14 protein-coding genes are annotated in these 16,956 nt (G+C 69.8%); 7 read left to right on the top strand and 7 right to left on the bottom strand.

Annotated features, from left to right (window positions below; all coding sequences use genetic code 11):
* Positions 1 to 27 precede the first annotated feature (27 nt).
* Complete coding sequence (locus J4030_RS09495) at positions 28 to 1,512, top strand: GH1 family beta-glucosidase (RefSeq protein WP_208048973.1); 1,485 nt, start codon at positions 28 to 30, stop codon at positions 1,510 to 1,512.
* Positions 1,513 to 1,558: 46 nt separating this feature from the next.
* On the opposite strand, the gene J4030_RS09490 is transcribed toward J4030_RS09495, so the two are convergent.
* Entirely contained in the window at positions 1,559 to 2,044 is a 486-nt protein-coding gene (locus J4030_RS09490) for a DUF1990 domain-containing protein (RefSeq protein WP_307864642.1), read from the bottom strand.
* A 168-nt stretch (positions 2,045 to 2,212) separates the two neighbouring features.
* On the opposite strand from J4030_RS09490, the gene J4030_RS09485 reads away from it, so the two are divergent.
* Positions 2,213 to 4,663, top strand: a complete 2,451-nt coding sequence (locus J4030_RS09485; RefSeq protein WP_208048971.1) for a DNA topoisomerase (ATP-hydrolyzing) subunit A — start codon at positions 2,213 to 2,215, stop codon at positions 4,661 to 4,663.
* 109 nt (positions 4,664 to 4,772) lie between these two features.
* Positions 4,773 to 5,948, top strand: coding sequence for an AAA family ATPase (locus J4030_RS09480; protein ID WP_208048970.1), 1,176 nt, complete (start codon positions 4,773 to 4,775; stop codon positions 5,946 to 5,948).
* A 63-nt stretch (positions 5,949 to 6,011) separates the two neighbouring features.
* On the opposite strand, the gene J4030_RS09475 is transcribed toward J4030_RS09480, so the two are convergent.
* Together J4030_RS09475 and dinB are read right to left on the bottom strand one after the other, a co-directional pair.
* Positions 6,012 to 6,593, bottom strand: coding sequence for an HhH-GPD-type base excision DNA repair protein (locus tag J4030_RS09475; protein ID WP_208048969.1), 582 nt, complete (start codon positions 6,591 to 6,593; stop codon positions 6,012 to 6,014).
* Between the two features lie 515 nt (positions 6,594 to 7,108).
* Positions 7,109 to 8,293, bottom strand: a complete 1,185-nt coding sequence (gene dinB, locus J4030_RS09470) for a DNA polymerase IV (protein WP_208048968.1) — start codon at positions 8,291 to 8,293, stop codon at positions 7,109 to 7,111.
* Positions 8,294 to 8,485: 192 nt separating this feature from the next.
* Here dinB and J4030_RS09465 point away from each other — a divergent pair, with 192 nt between their 5' ends.
* A complete protein-coding gene (locus tag J4030_RS09465) occupies positions 8,486 to 10,327 on the top strand; it encodes an NAD(P)/FAD-dependent oxidoreductase (protein ID WP_208048967.1) in 1,842 nt (613 codons plus the stop codon).
* Positions 10,328 to 10,388: 61 nt separating this feature from the next.
* On the opposite strand, the gene J4030_RS09460 is transcribed toward J4030_RS09465, so the two are convergent.
* Entirely contained in the window at positions 10,389 to 12,536 is a 2,148-nt protein-coding gene (locus J4030_RS09460; RefSeq protein WP_208048966.1) for a type IIA DNA topoisomerase subunit B, read from the bottom strand.
* Positions 12,537 to 12,798: 262 nt separating this feature from the next.
* Between J4030_RS09460 and J4030_RS09455 the strand changes: the two genes are divergently transcribed.
* Together J4030_RS09455 and J4030_RS09450 are read left to right on the top strand one after the other, a co-directional pair.
* Positions 12,799 to 13,014 carry a hypothetical protein gene (locus J4030_RS09455; protein WP_179481364.1) on the top strand — a complete coding sequence of 72 codons (216 nt, stop codon included), beginning with the start codon at positions 12,799 to 12,801 and terminating at the stop codon, positions 13,012 to 13,014.
* Positions 13,015 to 13,107: 93 nt separating this feature from the next.
* Positions 13,108 to 13,590, top strand: a complete 483-nt coding sequence (locus tag J4030_RS09450) for a DUF456 domain-containing protein (protein ID WP_208048965.1) — start codon at positions 13,108 to 13,110, stop codon at positions 13,588 to 13,590.
* An 18-nt stretch (positions 13,591 to 13,608) separates the two neighbouring features.
* Here J4030_RS09450 and J4030_RS09445 read toward each other — a convergent pair whose 3' ends face one another.
* The 3 genes from J4030_RS09445 to J4030_RS09435 all read right to left on the bottom strand — a co-directional run bounded on the left by J4030_RS09445 (position 13,609) and on the right by J4030_RS09435 (position 15,794).
* Positions 13,609 to 14,058 carry a DUF3040 domain-containing protein gene (locus tag J4030_RS09445; protein WP_208048964.1) on the bottom strand — a complete coding sequence of 150 codons (450 nt, stop codon included), beginning with the start codon at positions 14,056 to 14,058 and terminating at the stop codon, positions 13,609 to 13,611.
* Between the two features lie 105 nt (positions 14,059 to 14,163).
* Entirely contained in the window at positions 14,164 to 14,721 is a 558-nt protein-coding gene (locus J4030_RS09440) for an SAV_6107 family HEPN domain-containing protein (protein ID WP_208048963.1), read from the bottom strand.
* A 98-nt stretch (positions 14,722 to 14,819) separates the two neighbouring features.
* Positions 14,820 to 15,794: a methylenetetrahydrofolate reductase gene (locus tag J4030_RS09435; protein WP_208048962.1), complete on the bottom strand. Its 975-nt coding sequence runs from the start codon at positions 15,792 to 15,794 to the stop codon at positions 14,820 to 14,822.
* Positions 15,795 to 15,869: 75 nt separating this feature from the next.
* Here J4030_RS09435 and J4030_RS09430 point away from each other — a divergent pair, with 75 nt between their 5' ends.
* A complete protein-coding gene (locus J4030_RS09430) occupies positions 15,870 to 16,952 on the top strand; it encodes a polyprenyl synthetase family protein (protein WP_307864634.1) in 1,083 nt (360 codons plus the stop codon).
* The last annotated feature ends 4 nt before the right edge of the window (positions 16,953 to 16,956 follow it).

The following is a 16,956-nucleotide window of genomic DNA, read 5'->3' as shown; positions in this document are numbered from 1 at the left end:
CCGTCGAGTGAAAGGGCGAATGCAGTCATGGGCACGAGCACGAGCACGAGCACGACCGGCGAACGAAGCGACCACGTGAGGTTCCCCGACGGTTTCGTCCTGGGGTCGGCCACGGCGTCGTACCAGATCGAGGGCGCCGTCGAGGCGGACGGGCGTGGCACCAGCATCTGGGACACCTTCAGCCACACCCCCGGAAAGATCCTGAACGGCGACACCGGTGACGTGGCCGTGGACCACTACCACCGCGTCGAGGCCGACCTGGACCTGATGCAGTCGCTCAACCTGCACGCCTACCGGTTCTCCATCGCCTGGCCGCGCATCCAGCCGACCGGTCGCGGCCCGGCCAACCAGTCGGGCCTCGACTTCTACTCCCGGCTCATCGACGGACTCATCGCGCGCGGCATCACCCCCGTCGCCACCCTCTACCACTGGGATCTGCCCCAGGCACTCGAGGACGAGGGTGGCTGGACCAACCGCGAGACGGCGCTGGCCTTCGCCGAGTACGCCCGCATCGTGGGCCAGGCGTTCGGCGACCGGGTCGCGATGTGGACGACCCTGAACGAGCCGTGGTGCGCGGCGTTCCTGGGGTACGCCTCCGGTGTGCACGCCCCCGGCCGTACCGACCCGGTGGCGGCGCTGCGGGCCGCGCACCACCTCAACCTCGCGCACGGGCTGGCCGTCGAGCAACTGCGCGCGGTGGTGACGAACGACCCGCAGTTCTCGGTCACGCTGAACCTGCACATGTTGCGCGGATCCGGGCCCACCGGGGACGAAGCCGTACGGCGTCTGGACGCGATCGGCAACCGCATCTTCACCGGACCGCTCCTGCACGGCGCGTATCCCGCCGACCTGCTCCGCGACACCGCGCCCATCACCGACTGGTCCTTCGTGCAGGAGGGCGACGCCGAGATCATCCACCAGAAGATCGACGTCCTCGGCGTCAACTACTACTCCACGTCGTTGGTGCGCGTGTGGGACGGGCACGGCGAGCGGCAGAGGGCGGACGGCCACGTCGCCGGTACGGCGTCCCCGTGGCCGGGAGACGACGATCTGGAGTTCCTCCCCCAGCCGGGTCCCCACACCTCCATGGGGTGGAACATCGACCCGAGCGGGCTCGAGGACCTGCTCCTCGCCATGCACGCGGAGTTCCCGGGACTGCCTCTCCTCGTGACCGAGAACGGCGCCGCGTTCGAGGACGTGGTGACGACCGAGGCGAGTGGCCCAGCCGTGCACGACGCGGACCGGGTGGACTATCTGAGGGAGCACCTCACCGCGGTGCGCCGCGCCATCGAGCGCGGCGCGGATCTGCGCGGGTACTTCGTATGGTCCCTGCTGGACAACTTCGAATGGGCGCTCGGCTACTCCAAGCGGTTCGGGATCGTTCGCGTCGACTACGACACCCTGGAGCGGCTGCCGAAGGACAGCGCGCACTGGTATGCCGAACTCGCTACCACCCTCGAGATCCCTTCCGCCACGACGGACGCGGAGCCTGCTCTGCCGGTCGCCGACTGAACCAGCCGTCCGCCCCGCCGTCGCGGTGGCGGCGCAGCCGCGGTCCTCAGCCGGCGCGACAGTGCCGGCGCACCGAGTCGACGTACCGCCAGCTCGCGCCGCGCTGCACGACCCTGCCCAGGGGTCCGGCGGCGCGCGTGAACCACCGCCCGGGCGCGGACACCGCCGAGACGCTCACCCTGGTCTCGCCCGACGGCAGCCGTTCGACCAGGAACAGCTCCTCGCCGCGTTCGGGATGACCAGGCAGCGTGCCGTACGCGAAACCGCGCCGGTCCTCCTCCTGCACCACGTAGACCACCCGGGTCGGGATCCGCAGGCCGCGGCCTCGCGCACCGAGAACCATCACGACGGTGTCGCCCACCTCGAGCGGCCGGTCGGGTGCCTGCACCGAAGCCCCCAGCGCACGCTGCATCCCCAGCCCGAGCACGAACTCGCACGCCCGCTCGAAGACCTCCGGTCCCCCGACGATCCGGGAGGTGCCGCTCACGTGCATACCCTCCGGCACCGGCGTACCACCGCGTGTCAGGCCCACGGGCGCGTAGGTCAGGGATTGCCGGTCGAGGTGTGCGGGCACCCGTCGATCGTCGCACGGCGGGTACGACGCTCCCGGCGCCCCACGGCGTGGGTGCCGGGCCGGGCAGGCAGCGGTGAGAGACACTGACCCCGCAGTCACCGACCCACCCGAGGAGACATCCGACGCATGGCGCGCGGCACCAAGACACCCCCTCCCGCCGACGACTTCGTGGAGAACATCGTCGACATCGATGTCGAGGACGAGATGCAGACGGCGTACCTGGAGTACGCCTATTCGGTCATCTACTCCCGCGCGATCCCCGATGCGCGCGACGGCCTCAAACCGGTGCAGCGACGGATCCTCTTCTCCATGGACGAGCTCGGGCTGCGCCCCGACCGCTCGCACGTGAAGTCCTCACGGGTCATCGGCGAGGTGATGGGCAAGTACCACCCGCACGGTGACCAGCCGATCTACGACAGTCTCGTGCGCCTCGCCCAGGACTTCACGATGCGCCTGCCGCTCGTGGACGGGCACGGCAACTTCGGGTCGCTGGACCAGGGGCCGGCGGCCGCCCGGTACACCGAGGCCCGCCTGGCGCCGGCGTCCATGTCGATGGTCGCGGCGCTGGACGAGAACACCGTCGACTTCGAGCCCAACTACGACGAGCAGTTCCAGCAGCCGACCGTCATGCCCGCCGCGTTCCCCGCCCTGCTGGTCAACGGCGCCAGCGGCATCGCCGTCGGGATGGCGACCAACATGGCACCGCACAACCTCGTCGAGGTCATCGACGCGGCGCGGCACCTGATCTCCCACCCGGACTGCTCGCTGGACGATCTGATGAAGTTCGTCCCCGGCCCCGACCTGCCGTGCGGCGGCCAGATCGTCGGTCTCGACGGCGTCCGCGACGCCTACCTCACAGGCCGCGGCAGCTTCCGCACCCGGGCCACCGTCCGGATCGAGAACGTCACCCCACGCCGCAAGGGCATCGTGGTCACCGAGCTGCCCTACCTGGTCGGTCCGGAGAAGGTCATCGACAAGGTCAAGGACCTCGTGCAGGGCAAGCGGCTGCAGGGCATCGCCGACCTCAAGGACCTCTCGGACCGCACGAAGGGCCTGCAGCTGGTCATCGAGATCAAGAACGGCTTCAACCCCGACGCCGTGCTCGAACAGCTCTACCGCCTGACTCCGATGGAGGAGTCCTTCGGCATCAACAACGTGGCGCTGGTCGACGGCCAGCCGCGCACCCTGGGGCTGAAGGAGCTGCTGAAGGTCTACGTCGACTTCCGCATCGACGTCGTACGCCGCCGCACCCAGTACCGCCTCGACAAGAGGCTCGACCGGCTGCACCTGGTCGAGGGGCTACTGATCGCGATCCTCGACATCGACGAGGTCATCCAGGTCATCCGCAGCTCGGACGACTCCGGCGCCGCGCGGACCCGGCTGATGGAGGTCTTCGAACTCACGGAGGTGCAGGCCAACTACATCCTCGACCTGCAGCTGCGCCGCCTCACCAAGTTCTCCCGGATCGAGCTGGAGAAGGAGCAGCAGGAGCTGCTCGAGGCCATCGAAGCCCTGCGGGCGATCCTGGCCGACGAGAAGCTGCTGCAGCGCACGGTGTCGGGCGAGCTCGCCGAGATATCGAAGACCCACGGCACGCCACGGCGTACGACGTTGCTGGAGTCCTCGGGCACACCGGCGGCGAGCACGTCGCTGGAGGTCGCCGACGATCCCTGCCACGTGCTGCTGTCCTCCACCGGCCTGCTCGCGCGCACCACGACCGACGACCCGCTGCCGGAAGGGGGCACCCGCCGCAAGCACGACGTGGTGGTCTCCGGGGTGTCCACCACCGCGCGCGGCGAGTTCGGGATGGTCACCTCCACCGGCCGACTGGTGCGGGTCTCGGCGATCGACCTGCCGACGATGCCGCCCACCAGCGGTTCGCCGGTGCTGTCCGGCGGCGCTCCCGTCGGCGCGTACGTCGACCTCACCCCGGGCGAGCGGGTGCTCACCCTGACCTCGCTGCGCGCGGACTCACCCGGGCTGGCCCTCGGCTCCCGGCAGGGAGTCGTCAAACGGGTCAACACCGACTACCCGAGCAAGGACACCTTCGACCTGATCGCGCTCAAGGACGGCGACGCGCTCGTCGGGGCCGTCGAGTTGCGCACCGGCACCGAGGAGCTCGTCTTCGTCACCGCCGAAGCGCAGTTGCTGCACTTCACCGCCGATCTCGTGCGCCCGCAGGGTCGTCCGGGCGGCGGCATGGCCGGGATCAAACTGGGCGCCGGTGACGCCGCCGTGTGGTTCGGCGCGATCGACCCGGCGCTGCCGAGCGCCGTCGTGACCGTCGCGGGTAGCACGGACGCACTTCCGGGCATGGACAGTGCGACCCCAGGATCGGTCAAGGTCACCGACTTCGCGGTCTACCCCGGCAAGGGACGCGCCACCGGTGGGGTGCGAGCGCAGCGCTTCGTCCGCGGTGAGAACGGACTCGTCCTGGCCTGGGTCGGTCCCACTCCACCGCGCGCCGCCGGCCCGACCGGCACACCGGTGGATCTGCCGGAGCCGGACGACCGTCGCGACGGCAGCGGCGTACCGGCGGCAGGCCCGATCGCGGCCGTCGGAGGCACGCCCCGCTGACCACCCCACGAGTGTCCGCACTTTCGCGCACCCGTCAGCACGAAAGTGCGGACACTCACTCACCGGTCGCGTCGGCCGGACTGTCGGCGGCCGGTGCGAGCATTCCGGCGTGCTGCAGACCGTCGCGATCTCGGGGTATCGCTCCATCCGCGACCTCGTCCTGCCACTGACCGGTCTCGACGTGGTCACCGGGCCCAACGGCAGCGGAAAGTCCAACGTCTACCGGGCGCTGCGACTGATCAGCGGCCTCGCGACCGACAGCGCGATCAACGCCCTGGCGCGCGAGGGCGGGCTGGGCGCCGTGCTGTGGGCCGGTCCCGAGTTCGGCGCCGGTCGTGCGCACGCGGCCGGCCACCCCACCCAGGGCACCCGCCGGAAGGGTCCGGTCGCGCTGCGACTGGGCTTCTCCGGCGACGGCGTCGGGTACGCCGCCGACCTCGGGCTGCCCACCCCGATGGACGTCGGTGAGGACTCGATGTTCCGCCAGGACCCGGTGCTGAAGCGGGAGTGGGTCTTCGCCGGAGCCTTCCCGAAGCCGTCGAGCCTGCTGGTGGACCGCAACCGGCAGGTCGTTCGGGTGCGTGACGACACCTGGACGGACCTGCCGTACCCCGTCCCCGGCCACCGCAGCGTGCTGTCCGAGGTCGCCGACGGGGCGAGCGCACCGGAAGTGCTCGGCCTGCGGAACACGCTGCGGGAGTGGCGTTTCTACGACCATCTGCGCACCGACCCGGCTGCTCCGGCCCGGTTGCCTCAGGTCGGCACCCGCACGCCGGTGCTCGCCTCCGACGGCGGTGACCTTGCCGCGGCGCTGCGGACCATCGTCGAGTTCGGCCACGGCGACCTGCTGCGGGACGTCGTGCAGGACGCCTTCACGGGTTCGCGACTGATGATCGAGTCGCGCGACGGCGTCTTCTCCGTCGGGCTGCACCAACCAGGCATGCTGCGGGTGCTCGGCGCTGCGGAGTTGTCCGACGGCACGCTGCGGTTCCTGATGCTCGCTGCCGCGCTGCTGAGCCTGCGCCCGCCCTCGCTGATGGTGCTCAACGAACCCGAGACCAGCCTGCATCCCGACCTCTTCCCGGCCCTCGGAGCGCTGATGGCGGCGGCAGCCCAGCACACCCAGCTCGTGGTGGTCACGCACGCGCCCGATCTCGCCGCCTGCATCGAGAGCGCCGGCCGCTCGGACGTCGGAAGGCTGCGGTTGGACAAGGCCGACGGACAGACCCGGTTGCCCGACCTGGGCATGTTGACCACCCCCGCATGGGAGTGGCCGCGGCGTTGAAGAACGGCCGCCGACGCGAGTGTCCGCGGTTTCGTCGACCCGTCGTCGCGAAACTGCGGACACTCAGTCCGCGCTGGCTGCAGCCTTCGCCTGCTTCTTCGCTGCCTTCTTGAAGTCGCGCACCTGCTGCAGCGACTCGGGACCGACGACATCCGCCACCGAGCGGCGGCTGCCGTCCTCGGCATACGGGCCGATGGCCTCGCGCCACCCCGCCGGCCGGACGCCGAGCTGCTTGCCGAGCAGGGCCGCGAAGATCCGCGCCTTCTGCAGGCCGAACCCGGGCAGCGCCTGCAACCGTCGCAGCAGCTCCCCGGTGTCGCTGGCCGTGGTCCAGAGTTGCGCGGCGTCACCGGCGTACTCATCGCGTACGACGACCGCGAGCGCCTGCACCCGGCCCGCCATCGAGCGCCCGTAGCGGTGGATGGCGGGTGGGGTGAAGCACAGGTCGGCCCACGCCTCGGGGTCCTGGTCGGCGATCCGCGCCGGATCCAGCGAGCCGAAGCGGTCCACGATCTTGGCCGGCCCACGGAACGCGTGCTCCATCGGATACTGCTGGTCCAGCAGCATCCCCACGAGTAACGCGAAGGGGTCGGTGCTCAGCAGGTCATCCGCACGCTCGTCCTGGGCAATCCGCAGCGTCGTCATACCCGCAGAGAATAGGCGCCTCACTCCGGCAGCCGGGGCATCTCCCAGCCGCGCGACCACGTTCGGCGGGCGCTACAAGCCCCTTGTTCTCGGTCTGATCTGCGTGTTGCGGAGCGCAGTACGCGCCCTCAGGAATGTCGACTCCATACGACTTGGGCCCGAACCCGCTCGTGCCAGCAGCCTTGCGGCCTTCATCGAGTCTCGACCGATGCGACGGCCGCCCTTCGTGTGACGCATTCGGACTCGTCGAGGTTCAGTTCTTCTTCAAGATCACCGCACGGTCGAAAACGGAGCCATCCTTCGAGCACTTCATCTTATTGGTGGTGTAGGGCTGCACTGTCTGCAAACCACACACCGGGCATTTGAAACCCTTGGCCACGATCAGCCCTCCCGTTGAGCGACCCTAATCAGAATTAGCTCTGAGCATAGGGTCTGACCTGCAACGATGTCGCGGATTCGACGTATTCATTAAAGGCGGCTCTCTTTGCGTCACTCCGCGAGATGACCGAAGGCGTTCACTCCGGCAGCCGGGGCATCTCCCAGCCGCGCGACCGCCCGACATGCACCCCACGGGTGAGCGCCGTGTTGCCGAAACGCTCCCTGATCTCATCCAGTGCCTGATCGACGCGACCCGACTCCACGACGTCGAACGGCAACGTGGGCTGCAGGCGGTCGGGGGTCGTCAGACCTGCGATCGTGATGCCGAGCAACGTGATTCCGCGATCCGCGATCAACGGGGACGCCTGCTCCAGCAACTCGCGTCCGACCCGTAGGAACGTCTGGGTGGCGGCCGACGGCAGCGGCAGGGTGCGGGAGCGGGTGACCCGGTTGAAGTCGGCGAGTCGCAGGCGCAGAGTGAACGTCGCACCCCACCGACCGGAGTCGCGCAACCGCCCGCACACCTTCTCGACCAGCCCCATCAGCATCTCGTCGAGCTCGTCGCCCGTACGCGGCCGCCCGCCGATCGCTCGCTGCGCACCCATCGACCGTCGCCGCCGCCCGGGCGTCACCGGCCGCGGGTCGCGGACGTTCGCCAGCGCCCACAGGTGGTGCCCGGCGGCGGCGCCCAGTTCCCCGACCACGGCGGCCTCCTGCGCGGCCGCGAGCTGGCCGATCGTGGCGATCCCCCGCGCATGCAGCTTCGCGGAGGTCACCTTGCCCACGCCCCACAGCCGCTCGATCGGCAACGGATGCAGGAACGCGGTCTCACCCCCCGCCGGTACGACGAGAAGACCGTCGGGCTTGGACACCGCACTCGCGATCTTCGCGACGAACTTGGTCTGTGCGACCCCCACCGAGATCGGCAGTCCGACCTCCGAGCGCACCCGGGAGCGCACCGTACGGGCGATCAGCTCCGGCGGTCCGACGAGGCGTCGTAGTCCCCCGACGTCCAGGAAAGCCTCGTCGATGGAGATGCCCTCCACCACCGGGGTGATGTCGTGGAAGACCTCGAAAACCGCCCGACTCGCCTGCGTGTAGGCACTCATCCGCGGCGGCACCACCACCAGGTCCGGGCACAGGCTGCGCGCCACGCGCTCGCTCATGGCCGTCCGCACACCACAGGCCTTGGCCTGGTAGCTGGCCGCGAGCAGGATGCCCCCGCCGACGGCCATCGGCCGGTCCCTCAGGGACGGATCGTCGCGCTGCTCGACCGAGGCGTAGAACGAGTCCAGGTCGGCATGCAGGATGGACACGAACATATGTTCGCACCCGGCGTTGCGCAGCACCACCCCCGGGTCTCATCCGGTTGTCAGCGGATCCGTGGCGTCCGCGCCATCACGATGCTGACAACCGCGTGATGACGTTCTGGTGAAAGGGTGCCGTCCGAACGGACAGTGCGGCCTCCACGGGTTGTGGTGTGTCATGGGTCACAACGCAGCGATCGGAGAGCCATGTCACAGACCCTGGAACCCACAGCGCAGACCGACGCGACCGGGCAATCGGACCCGACGGCCACCGCGGAGGGCTGGTTCGGGCAGTTCGAACGTGCACTGGCCGCCCGCGACATCGGCGCGGCCACCGAGCTGTTCGCGACAGAGTCCTACTGGCGCGACCTGATCTCCTTCACCTGGAACCTCAAGACCGTCGAGGGACGTGGTGGTGTCGCGGACCTGCTCACCAGCACGTTGGAGGCGACCAGTCCGTCCGGGTTCGAGCTCACCGAGCCCGCCGACGAGGCCGACGGCGTCGTCACCGCCTGGTTCCGCTTCGAGACCGCGGTCGGACGCGGCCGCGGACTGCTGCGGCTGGTCGACGAGGACGGGCCCAGAGCCTTCACCCTCCTCACCACGTTGTACGAGCTCAAGGGCCACGAGGAGCCGAGGAACGAGCACCGCCCCAAGGGGGCGGAGCACGGTGCCACCAAGGACCGCCGCTCCTGGCTGGAGAAGCAGCAGGAGGAGATCGACAGCTTTGGCAGCACCACCCAGCCCTACGTGCTCGTCGTCGGCGGCGGCCAGGGCGGTATCGCGCTCGGCGCCCGGCTGCGCCAGCTGGGCGTGCCGAGCCTGGTCATCGACAAGCATCCGCGCCCGGGCGATCAGTGGCGCAGCCGGTACAAGAGCCTCGCGCTGCACGACCCGGTCTGGTACGACCACCTGCCCTACCTGAAGTTCCCGGAGAACTGGCCGGTCTTCACTCCGAAGGACAAGATCGGGGACTGGCTCGAGGGCTACACCAAGATCATGGAGGTGCCCTACTGGTCGAGCACGACGGCGACGTCGGCGTCGTACTCGCCGGACACCGGGGCCTGGACCGTCGAGGTGGAGAAGGAGGGCCAGCCGATCACCCTGCGTCCCACCCAGTTGGTGCTGGCCACCGGGATGTCGGGCAAGCCGAACGTGCCGCAGTACCCCGGCATGGAGGCCTTCCGGGGCGATCAGCACCACTCGTCGGCGCACCCGGGCCCGGACGCGTACGCCGGCAGGAAGTGCGTGGTGATCGGCAGCAACAACAGCGCCTTCGACATCTGTGGCGCGCTGTGGGAGAAGGGCGCCGACGTCACGATGGTGCAGCGCTCCTCGACCCACATCGTGCGCAGTGCGTCGTTGATGGAGTACGGCCTCGGCGATCTGTACTCCGAGCGGGCGGTGAAGGCGGGCGTGACCACGGAGAAGGCGGACATGATCTTCGCCTCGCTCCCCTACCGGATCATGCACCGCTTCCAGATCCCCGCCTACGAGAAGATGGCGCAGGTCGACAAGGACTTCTACGACCGGCTCGCGTCGGCCGGGTTCGATCACGACTGGGGCGACGACGGCTCCGGGCTGTTCATGAAGTACCTGCGCCGCGGATCTGGCTACTACATCGACGTGGGCTCGGCGGACCTGGTCGCGAACGGTGACGTCAAGCTCGCGCACGGCCACGTGGACCACCTCACCGAGGACTCCGTCGTGCTGGAGGACGGCACCCGGCTGCCAGCGGACCTGGTCGTCTACGCGACCGGCTACGGATCGATGAACGGATGGGCGGCCGACCTCATCGACCAGGAGACCGCCGACCGACTCGGCAAGGTCTGGGGACTGGGTTCGGACACCACGAAGGACCCCGGACCGTGGGAGGGCGAGCAGCGCAACATGTGGAAGCCGACCAACGTCGAGCACCTGTGGATGCACGGCGGCAACCTGCACCAGTCACGGCACTACTCGCTCTACCTGGCGCTGCAGCTCAAGGCGCGCTTCGAGGGCCTCGACACCCCGGTGTACGCGCTGCAGGAGGTGCACCACACCGGCTGAGCCTCGCGGTTGTCAGCAGATTCCTGGCGTCGGCACCAGGAAGACGCTGACAACCGGGCGCCTAGACGTCGATGCGTTCCTTGTCCAGGGCGGCGGCCGAGTCGACGATGAAGTCCTTGCGCGGCGCGACGTCGCTGCCCATCAGCAGGTCGAAGACCGACTCGGCCTTCTCCGCGTCCGCCATCGTCACGCGTCGCAGCATCCGGTGCCGCGGCTCCATGGTCGTCTCGGCGAGCTGGTCGGCGTCCATCTCCCCGAGGCCCTTGTACCGCTGGGGCGTCTTGATGGTGCGCCCACGCTTCTGCAGCTGTCCGACGGTCTGGCGCATCTGCGCCTCGGAGTAGGTGTAGAGCACCTCCCCCTTGGAACGGCCCTGCGCCGTGGTCTCGATGCGGTGCAGCGGGGGTACGGCGGCGTACACCCGGCCCGCCTCGACCAGGGGGCGCATGTAGCGGAAGAACAGCGTGAGCAGCAGCGTGCGGATGTGCGCCCCGTCGACATCGGCGTCGGTCATCAGGATGACCTTGCCGTAGCGGGCAGCCTCGACCTCGAAACTGCGCCCGGACCCCGCACCGACGACCTGGATGATCGCGGCGCACTCGGCGTTCTTCAGCATGTCGCCGACCGAGGCCTTCTGCACGTTGAGGATCTTGCCCCGGATCGGCAGCAGCGCCTGATATTGGGAGTCCCGGGCGGCCAACCCGGTGCCGAGCGCACTGTCGCCCTCGACGATGAACAGCTCGGTGCGCTCCACGTCCGTCGAGCGGCAGTCCTTGAGCTTCCCCGGCAGCGAGGAGCTCTCCAGCGCGGTCTTGCGGCGCTGGGTCTCCTTCATCGTGCGCGCGCTGATCCGCGCCTTCATCTCCGAGACGACCTTCTCCAGCAGCTGCGCGGACTGCGTCTTCAGGTCGCGGGTCGTCGCGCCGAGGGTGGCCGTCAGCTGCGTCTCCACGACCTTGGCGACGATGGCGCGCACCGCCGAGGTGCCGAGCACCTCCTTGGTCTGCCCCTCGAACTGCGGCTCGGCCAGGCGCACCGTCACGACCGCGGTGAGACCCGCCATCATGTCGTCCTTCTCCGGCTTGTCCGAGCCCATCTTCAGGCGGCGGGAGTTGGCCTCCAGCTGCTTGCGGAACGCCTTGACGAGCCCCTGCTCGAAACCGGCGATGTGGGTGCCCCCCTTGGGGGTCGCGACGATGTTGACGAAGGAGGAGACGCTGGTGTCGTACCCGCTGCCCCAGCGCACCGCCACGTCGACCACGGCCTCGCGCTGCACCTCCTGGGAGCTCATGTGGCCCAGCTCGTCCAGCACCGGGACCGTCTCGGAGAACGTGCCGGAGCCCTGCAGGCGCCAGGTCCCGGTCAGGGCCGCGTCGGGAGCCAGGAACTCGGTGAACTCCGAGATGCCGCCGTCGTGGTGGTAGATCTCCTCGTGCGGGCCGTCGGCGCCCGGGGTGTCGGCCAGCCCGCGCTCGTCACGGATGACCACCCGCAGACCCGGGATGAGGAACGAGGTCTGTCGGGCGCGCGCCGCCAGCACCGTGTCGTCGAAGCGGGCGTCCTTGGGGAACACCTGATGGTCGGCCCAGTACCGGATGCGGGTGCCGGTGACCCCCCGCTTCACCTTGCCCGCCACCCGCAGCTCGCTGCGATCCACGAACGGCGTGAAGGGGCTGTCCGGCCCGGTGCCGGCGCTGTCGTCGAACACGCCCGGCTCGCCGCGGCGGAAGCTCATGACGTGGGTCTTGCCGTCCCGGTCGATCTCGATGTCCAACCGGCTGGAGAGCGCGTTGACCACGGACGCCCCGACCCCGTGCAGTCCGCCGGTGGCGGTGTAGGAACTGCCGCCGAACTTGCCCCCGGCGTGCAGCTTGGTCATCACGACCTCGACACCGGACAACCCGGTCCGGGGCTCGGCGTCGACAGGGATCCCCCGGCCACGGTCCACGACCTGCACCGAACCGTCCTCGTGCAGCACCACGTCGATGCGATCGCCGTGCCCGCCCAGCACCTCGTCGACGGAGTTGTCGATGATCTCCCACAGGCAGTGCATGAGGCCGCGCGAGTCAGTCGAGCCGATATACATCCCCGGCCGCTTGCGGACGGCCTCCAGGCCCTCCAGGACCTGCAGGTGCCGCGCCGAATAGTCACCGGCCCGGTCCGCGCCCTGCTTGCTGCCAGCCACCTGCCACTCCTTCGCCGCGGTCATGCCCACGGTCTTGTGCTCTTCGGGAACCTGCTCATCGAGTGCTACTGGCGGGCAGGCTATCCCGGCCCGCCGACAGGTGACGCGCACCACACGGGGGGTAGGTACCACTGGGGAATGGCATTGCATGCTTGACTGTTGATCGTGTCGAACGGCGAAACCGATCCGGGAGCATCTCGGCTTCGAATGACGTCTTAGATACGCGGCCCACGTGGGCCAACCGCCGTAGGCGCCCGCAGGCGTCCCGACGAAAGGATGAACGACCATGGCAACAGCCTTCGCCCCGACTCTGACAGCGGCCGACCGGTGTGACCGGTGCGGCGCCCAGGCCTTCATCCGTGCACGGCTCGCCGAAGACCACGAGTTGCTCTTCTGCGCGCACCACGGTCGTGAGCACATCGACAAGTTGCGCGCCGTCGCCCTCGAGGTCGTCGACGAGACCGAGCGTCTCGACGAGACCCCCTCGACACCGCAGGTCTGATCGGTCGCGGGACGCATACCGTCCCCGGCCGCCGACACGCCCGCTCCGCATCCGCGGGGCGGGCGTCGTCATGCCCGATGAGAGAGTCACACCATGCAGACCGCCACCGTCCTCGCCGCGGTCCTGATCGCCGTGGGAACGCTGGGCGTGCTCATCCCTGTGCTGCCGGGGACGCTGCTGTGCGTGGCCGGAGTGCTGATCTGGTCGGCATCCACCGGCGGAGGCGCGGCGTGGTCGATCTTCGCCGGGAGCCTCGCACTCGCCCTGGTCGGCTGGACGTGCAAGTACCTGTTGCCCGGCCGGCGGTTGAGCACCGCCGGGATCCCCCGCACCACTCTGCTGGTCGGCACGGTGTGTGCCGTCGTGGGATTCTTCGTGATCCCGTACGTCGGTCTCGCCCTCGGCTTCGTGCTCGGGGTCTACGTCGCCGAGCACGCCCGGCTGCGCGACGCCCTGGCCGCACGGAGGGCCACCGCGGTCGCGGTGCGGGCCGTCTTGCTGAGCGTGGGCATCGAACTACTGACCGCCACGGCGATCGGCGTCCTGTGGCTGTGCGGCGTGCTGTTCACCCAGTGAGGCGGTCGCCGCAGCCCGTCACCAGCCGGAGCCGCCGCGGCGGCGCTCCCACCGCTGCTCGACCCGCTGCATGAAACCGCCCTGCGGTCCGCCGCCGCGCCCGGTGGACCTGCGCCGACGCCGACGACTGATCCGTTGCACCCCGCCGTCCTGCTGCACCGAACCGAGCGAGGGCCCACCAGGGCCGGTCGGACTCACGGCGTACGCCGCGGCCCCCACCATCACCGCGAATCCGAGCGCACCCACCGGGACCACCCTGATCAGGATGCCGGCCACGAGAGTCGCGACACCGATGACCAGAAGTACCGCTCCCAGGGCGAGCCGACGTCGAGCGCGGGCCCGCGCGGGGTCGGCGACCATGTGCGAGGCGAACTTCGGATCATCAGCGCTCAACGCCTGTTCCATCTGTTCGAGCAGACGCTGCTCGCGCTCGGAGAGCGGCACGGTGACCTCCCGACGATCCGTCATGGGCAAGAAGTTCGCGACGGGCGATCGCGAATCGTGTGCCCAAGAATAAGTGTCGCATCCCACACGCGTCTGCGAATGGGCCGGGACACCTCTGGTTGATTCATTCTACGGCCGTCGCAACGGGCTGACGTACCCCGGAAGGGGGGTATACATCGGCAGCCCGAGCCGCGACAGCACCAACTCCAGGAACATCTCGGCCTGCCGCACCAGATCGTCGGCCTCCCGGCTGGTCAGGTGCGCCCGCCCGCGCTCGGCGCTGGCTCCACGAGCGCTGGTCAGCGAGAAGAACTCGCCCCATTCCGCCAGCTCCGGGGCACCGGCGACCAGGGTGGTCCAGACGTCCCGCCGGACCGGGCGGCGGCGCGCCGGCGGCCGGCTCGCCATCAGTGCCGTGGCCGCCCGCAGCGCCCCGAGCTGCGCCAACGCGTACCGCTCGGAGGCTCCGCTGCTGTGGCAGGCGTCGAGCAGCGCATCCCGTGCGCGGTCGACCAGTTCCAGCACCGTCACCGACGACGCACCGCGGCCCGGCTCGCCGTGCTCGTCACGTTGGCCGCGTCCTCGCCGGCCGCGGGCGCTTGGCGCGCTCGGCACCGCAGGGCCGCGCGCGGGCCGAGAGATGGTGGCCGCGCCGAGAGAGCTGGGCGTGGTGGAGGTGGCGGACATGATGGCCTCACTTCGTCGAATCGAACGTCTGTTCGACGACTGTATGCCGCGCCACCGACAGCGGCAATGCCCCCGCGCCCGCACGGGTCCTGACAGACCTAACCCGAGACGGCGCCCGCCGGGACCGCGCCACGGCTCGATGCCAGGTTGCGGTAGACCTCCAGCGTCGCGGTCGAGCGGTTCATCGTGATGAAGTGGATGCCCGGCGCTCCCTCGTCGAGCAGCCGGTCGGCGTGCTCGGTGCAGATCGCCACCCCGACCCGTCGCACCGCCTCCTTGTCGTGCGAGACCTCCCCGATCCGGCGTACGACGTCGGGCGAGAGCGGTTGCCCGTTCAGCTTCGTCATCCGCTCCAACTGACTGGCGTAGGTCACCGGCATCAGCCCCGGGACCAGTGGAAGATCACGCCCCCGGGCGGCGACCAGGTCGCGCAGCCGCAGATAGGCGTCGACGTCGGTGACCATCTGCGTGATGGCGAACGACGCCCCGGCGTCGGCCTTGCGCACGAGCGCGTCGGCGTCCTCCTCCAGCGAGGTCGATTCCGGATGCTTGTCCGGGAAGGCGGCGACGCCGACGGTGAACGATCCGAGCGACCCGATGAGACGGACCAGTTGATCGGCGTGGTCCAGGCCTTCCGGGTGCGCGGTCCACGGGGTGCCGAGCCCACCTGCGGGATCACCGCGCAACGCGAGGATGTTGCGGACCCCGGCGTCGGCGTACTCCCCCACGACCTGCCGCAGCGAGGACAGCGAGGATCCGACACAGGTCAGATGCGCCATCGTCGTGAGGGTGGTCTCGCGCTGGATGCGACCCGTCACGCGGACGGTGCCGTCGCGGGTCGATCCCCCGGCGCCGTAGGTGACCGAGACGAACGACGGACGCACCTGCTCCAGGCGTCGGATCGACTGCCAGAGCACCGCCTCGCCGGCGTCGTCGCGCGGTGGCATGAACTCGAAGCTGAAGGTGGGCGCGCTCGCGGACAACAGATCGGGGATGCTGACACGTCCGCCGCCGGCCCGGCGAGCACGGTCACCGGCCCCCCGCGGCGCGGATCCGGTCACGGCCTCTGACATGCGACGATGATAGAGGTGCGTGCGCCAACTACGCTGCGGGACAACAGCCCGCGAGATCCACCGGAAGGACAGCCCGTGCCGGACCCGTTGGACGTCGCAGATCTGCGCGCCCGGGTACAGATGGTGCTCGACACCCAGCAGGCACGCCAGCGCGATGTGCTCGCGCCGCTCGGCCCGGACGTGGCGGAGTTGTCCGACGGGATCTTCCAACTGCTGCGCGGGGGCAAGCGGCTGCGTGCGGCGTTCCTCTACTGGGGATACCGCGCAGCCGGCGGGCGCGACTGCGACGCCCTGGTCCAGGTGGCTACTGCCATGGAGATGTTCCAGGCGGCCGCCCTCATCCACGACGACGTGATGGACCACTCCGACCTGCGGCGGGGTATGCCGACCGCGCACCGCCGACTCGCGGCCCAGCACGCCCGAGAGGGCTGGGACGGTGACGGCGACGACTTCGGCGACGCGGGCGCCATCCTCGCCGGGGACCTCTGTCTGGTGTGGACCGACGAGCTCTTCGTCGGCAGCGGCCTGGACCCGGCAGAGCTCGCTCGAGGCCGCGAGCAGTTCGACGTGATGCGCACCCAACTGATGGGCGGGCAGTTCCTGGACGTCCTGGACTCCGTGCGCAACTGGGCCACCCTCACCACCGACCAGCGGATCGAGCAGGCGCTGCAGGTGGTGCGGTACAAGAGCGCCAACTACACCGTGGTGCATCCGCTGCTCATCGGCGCGGACTGCGCCGGTGCCGACGCGTCGACACGGTCGGCGCTCGCGGCGTACGGACTCGCGCTCGGCGAGGCGTTCCAACTGCGCGACGACCTGCTGGGGGTGTTCGGCAACCCCGAGCAGACCGGGAAGCCCGCGGGCGACGACCTGCTCGAGGGCAAACGGACCGCACTCATCGCGCTGGCGCTGGACGACGTGGCGCCGGCGGACCTCACCCGGTTCGACGCGCTCTTCGGATCGCCCGACCTCGACGAGGACCAGGTGGCGTGGCTACGCGACCTGTGCACGCGCTCCGGTGCGGTGGACCGGGTCGAGGAGATGATCCACGAGCGGGTCCTCGCGTCGAGGGAGCACCTGCGCCGCGCGGATCTCGACGACGGCGCCGCCGAGATCCTCTGGTCGCTCGTGGACGTCGCGACGGCGCGCGCCGCCTGAGGAG

This window comes from Allobranchiibius sp. CTAmp26 (assembly GCF_017565405.1).
Lineage (GTDB): Bacteria > Actinomycetota > Actinomycetes > Actinomycetales > Dermatophilaceae > Allobranchiibius.
This window is presented reverse-complemented; position numbering and strand designations above follow the sequence as displayed.

Coding starts and splice junctions, on each gene's coding strand:
- J4030_RS09495 (WP_208048973.1), top strand. CDS start 28: ATGGGCACGAGCACGAGCACGAGCACGACCGGCGAACGAAGCGACCAC.
- J4030_RS09485 (WP_208048971.1), top strand. CDS start 2,213: ATGGCGCGCGGCACCAAGACACCCCCTCCCGCCGACGACTTCGTGGAG.
- J4030_RS09475 (WP_208048969.1), bottom strand. CDS start 6,593: ATGACGACGCTGCGGATTGCCCAGGACGAGCGTGCGGATGACCTGCTG.
- dinB (WP_208048968.1), bottom strand. CDS start 8,293: ATGTTCGTGTCCATCCTGCATGCCGACCTGGACTCGTTCTACGCCTCG.
- J4030_RS09465 (WP_208048967.1), top strand. CDS start 8,486: ATGTCACAGACCCTGGAACCCACAGCGCAGACCGACGCGACCGGGCAA.
- J4030_RS09460 (WP_208048966.1), bottom strand. CDS start 12,536: ATGACCGCGGCGAAGGAGTGGCAGGTGGCTGGCAGCAAGCAGGGCGCG.
- J4030_RS09455 (WP_179481364.1), top strand. CDS start 12,799: ATGGCAACAGCCTTCGCCCCGACTCTGACAGCGGCCGACCGGTGTGAC.
- J4030_RS09450 (WP_208048965.1), top strand. CDS start 13,108: ATGCAGACCGCCACCGTCCTCGCCGCGGTCCTGATCGCCGTGGGAACG.
- J4030_RS09445 (WP_208048964.1), bottom strand. CDS start 14,058: ATGACGGATCGTCGGGAGGTCACCGTGCCGCTCTCCGAGCGCGAGCAG.
- J4030_RS09440 (WP_208048963.1), bottom strand. CDS start 14,721: ATGTCCGCCACCTCCACCACGCCCAGCTCTCTCGGCGCGGCCACCATC.
- J4030_RS09435 (WP_208048962.1), bottom strand. CDS start 15,794: ATGTCAGAGGCCGTGACCGGATCCGCGCCGCGGGGGGCCGGTGACCGT.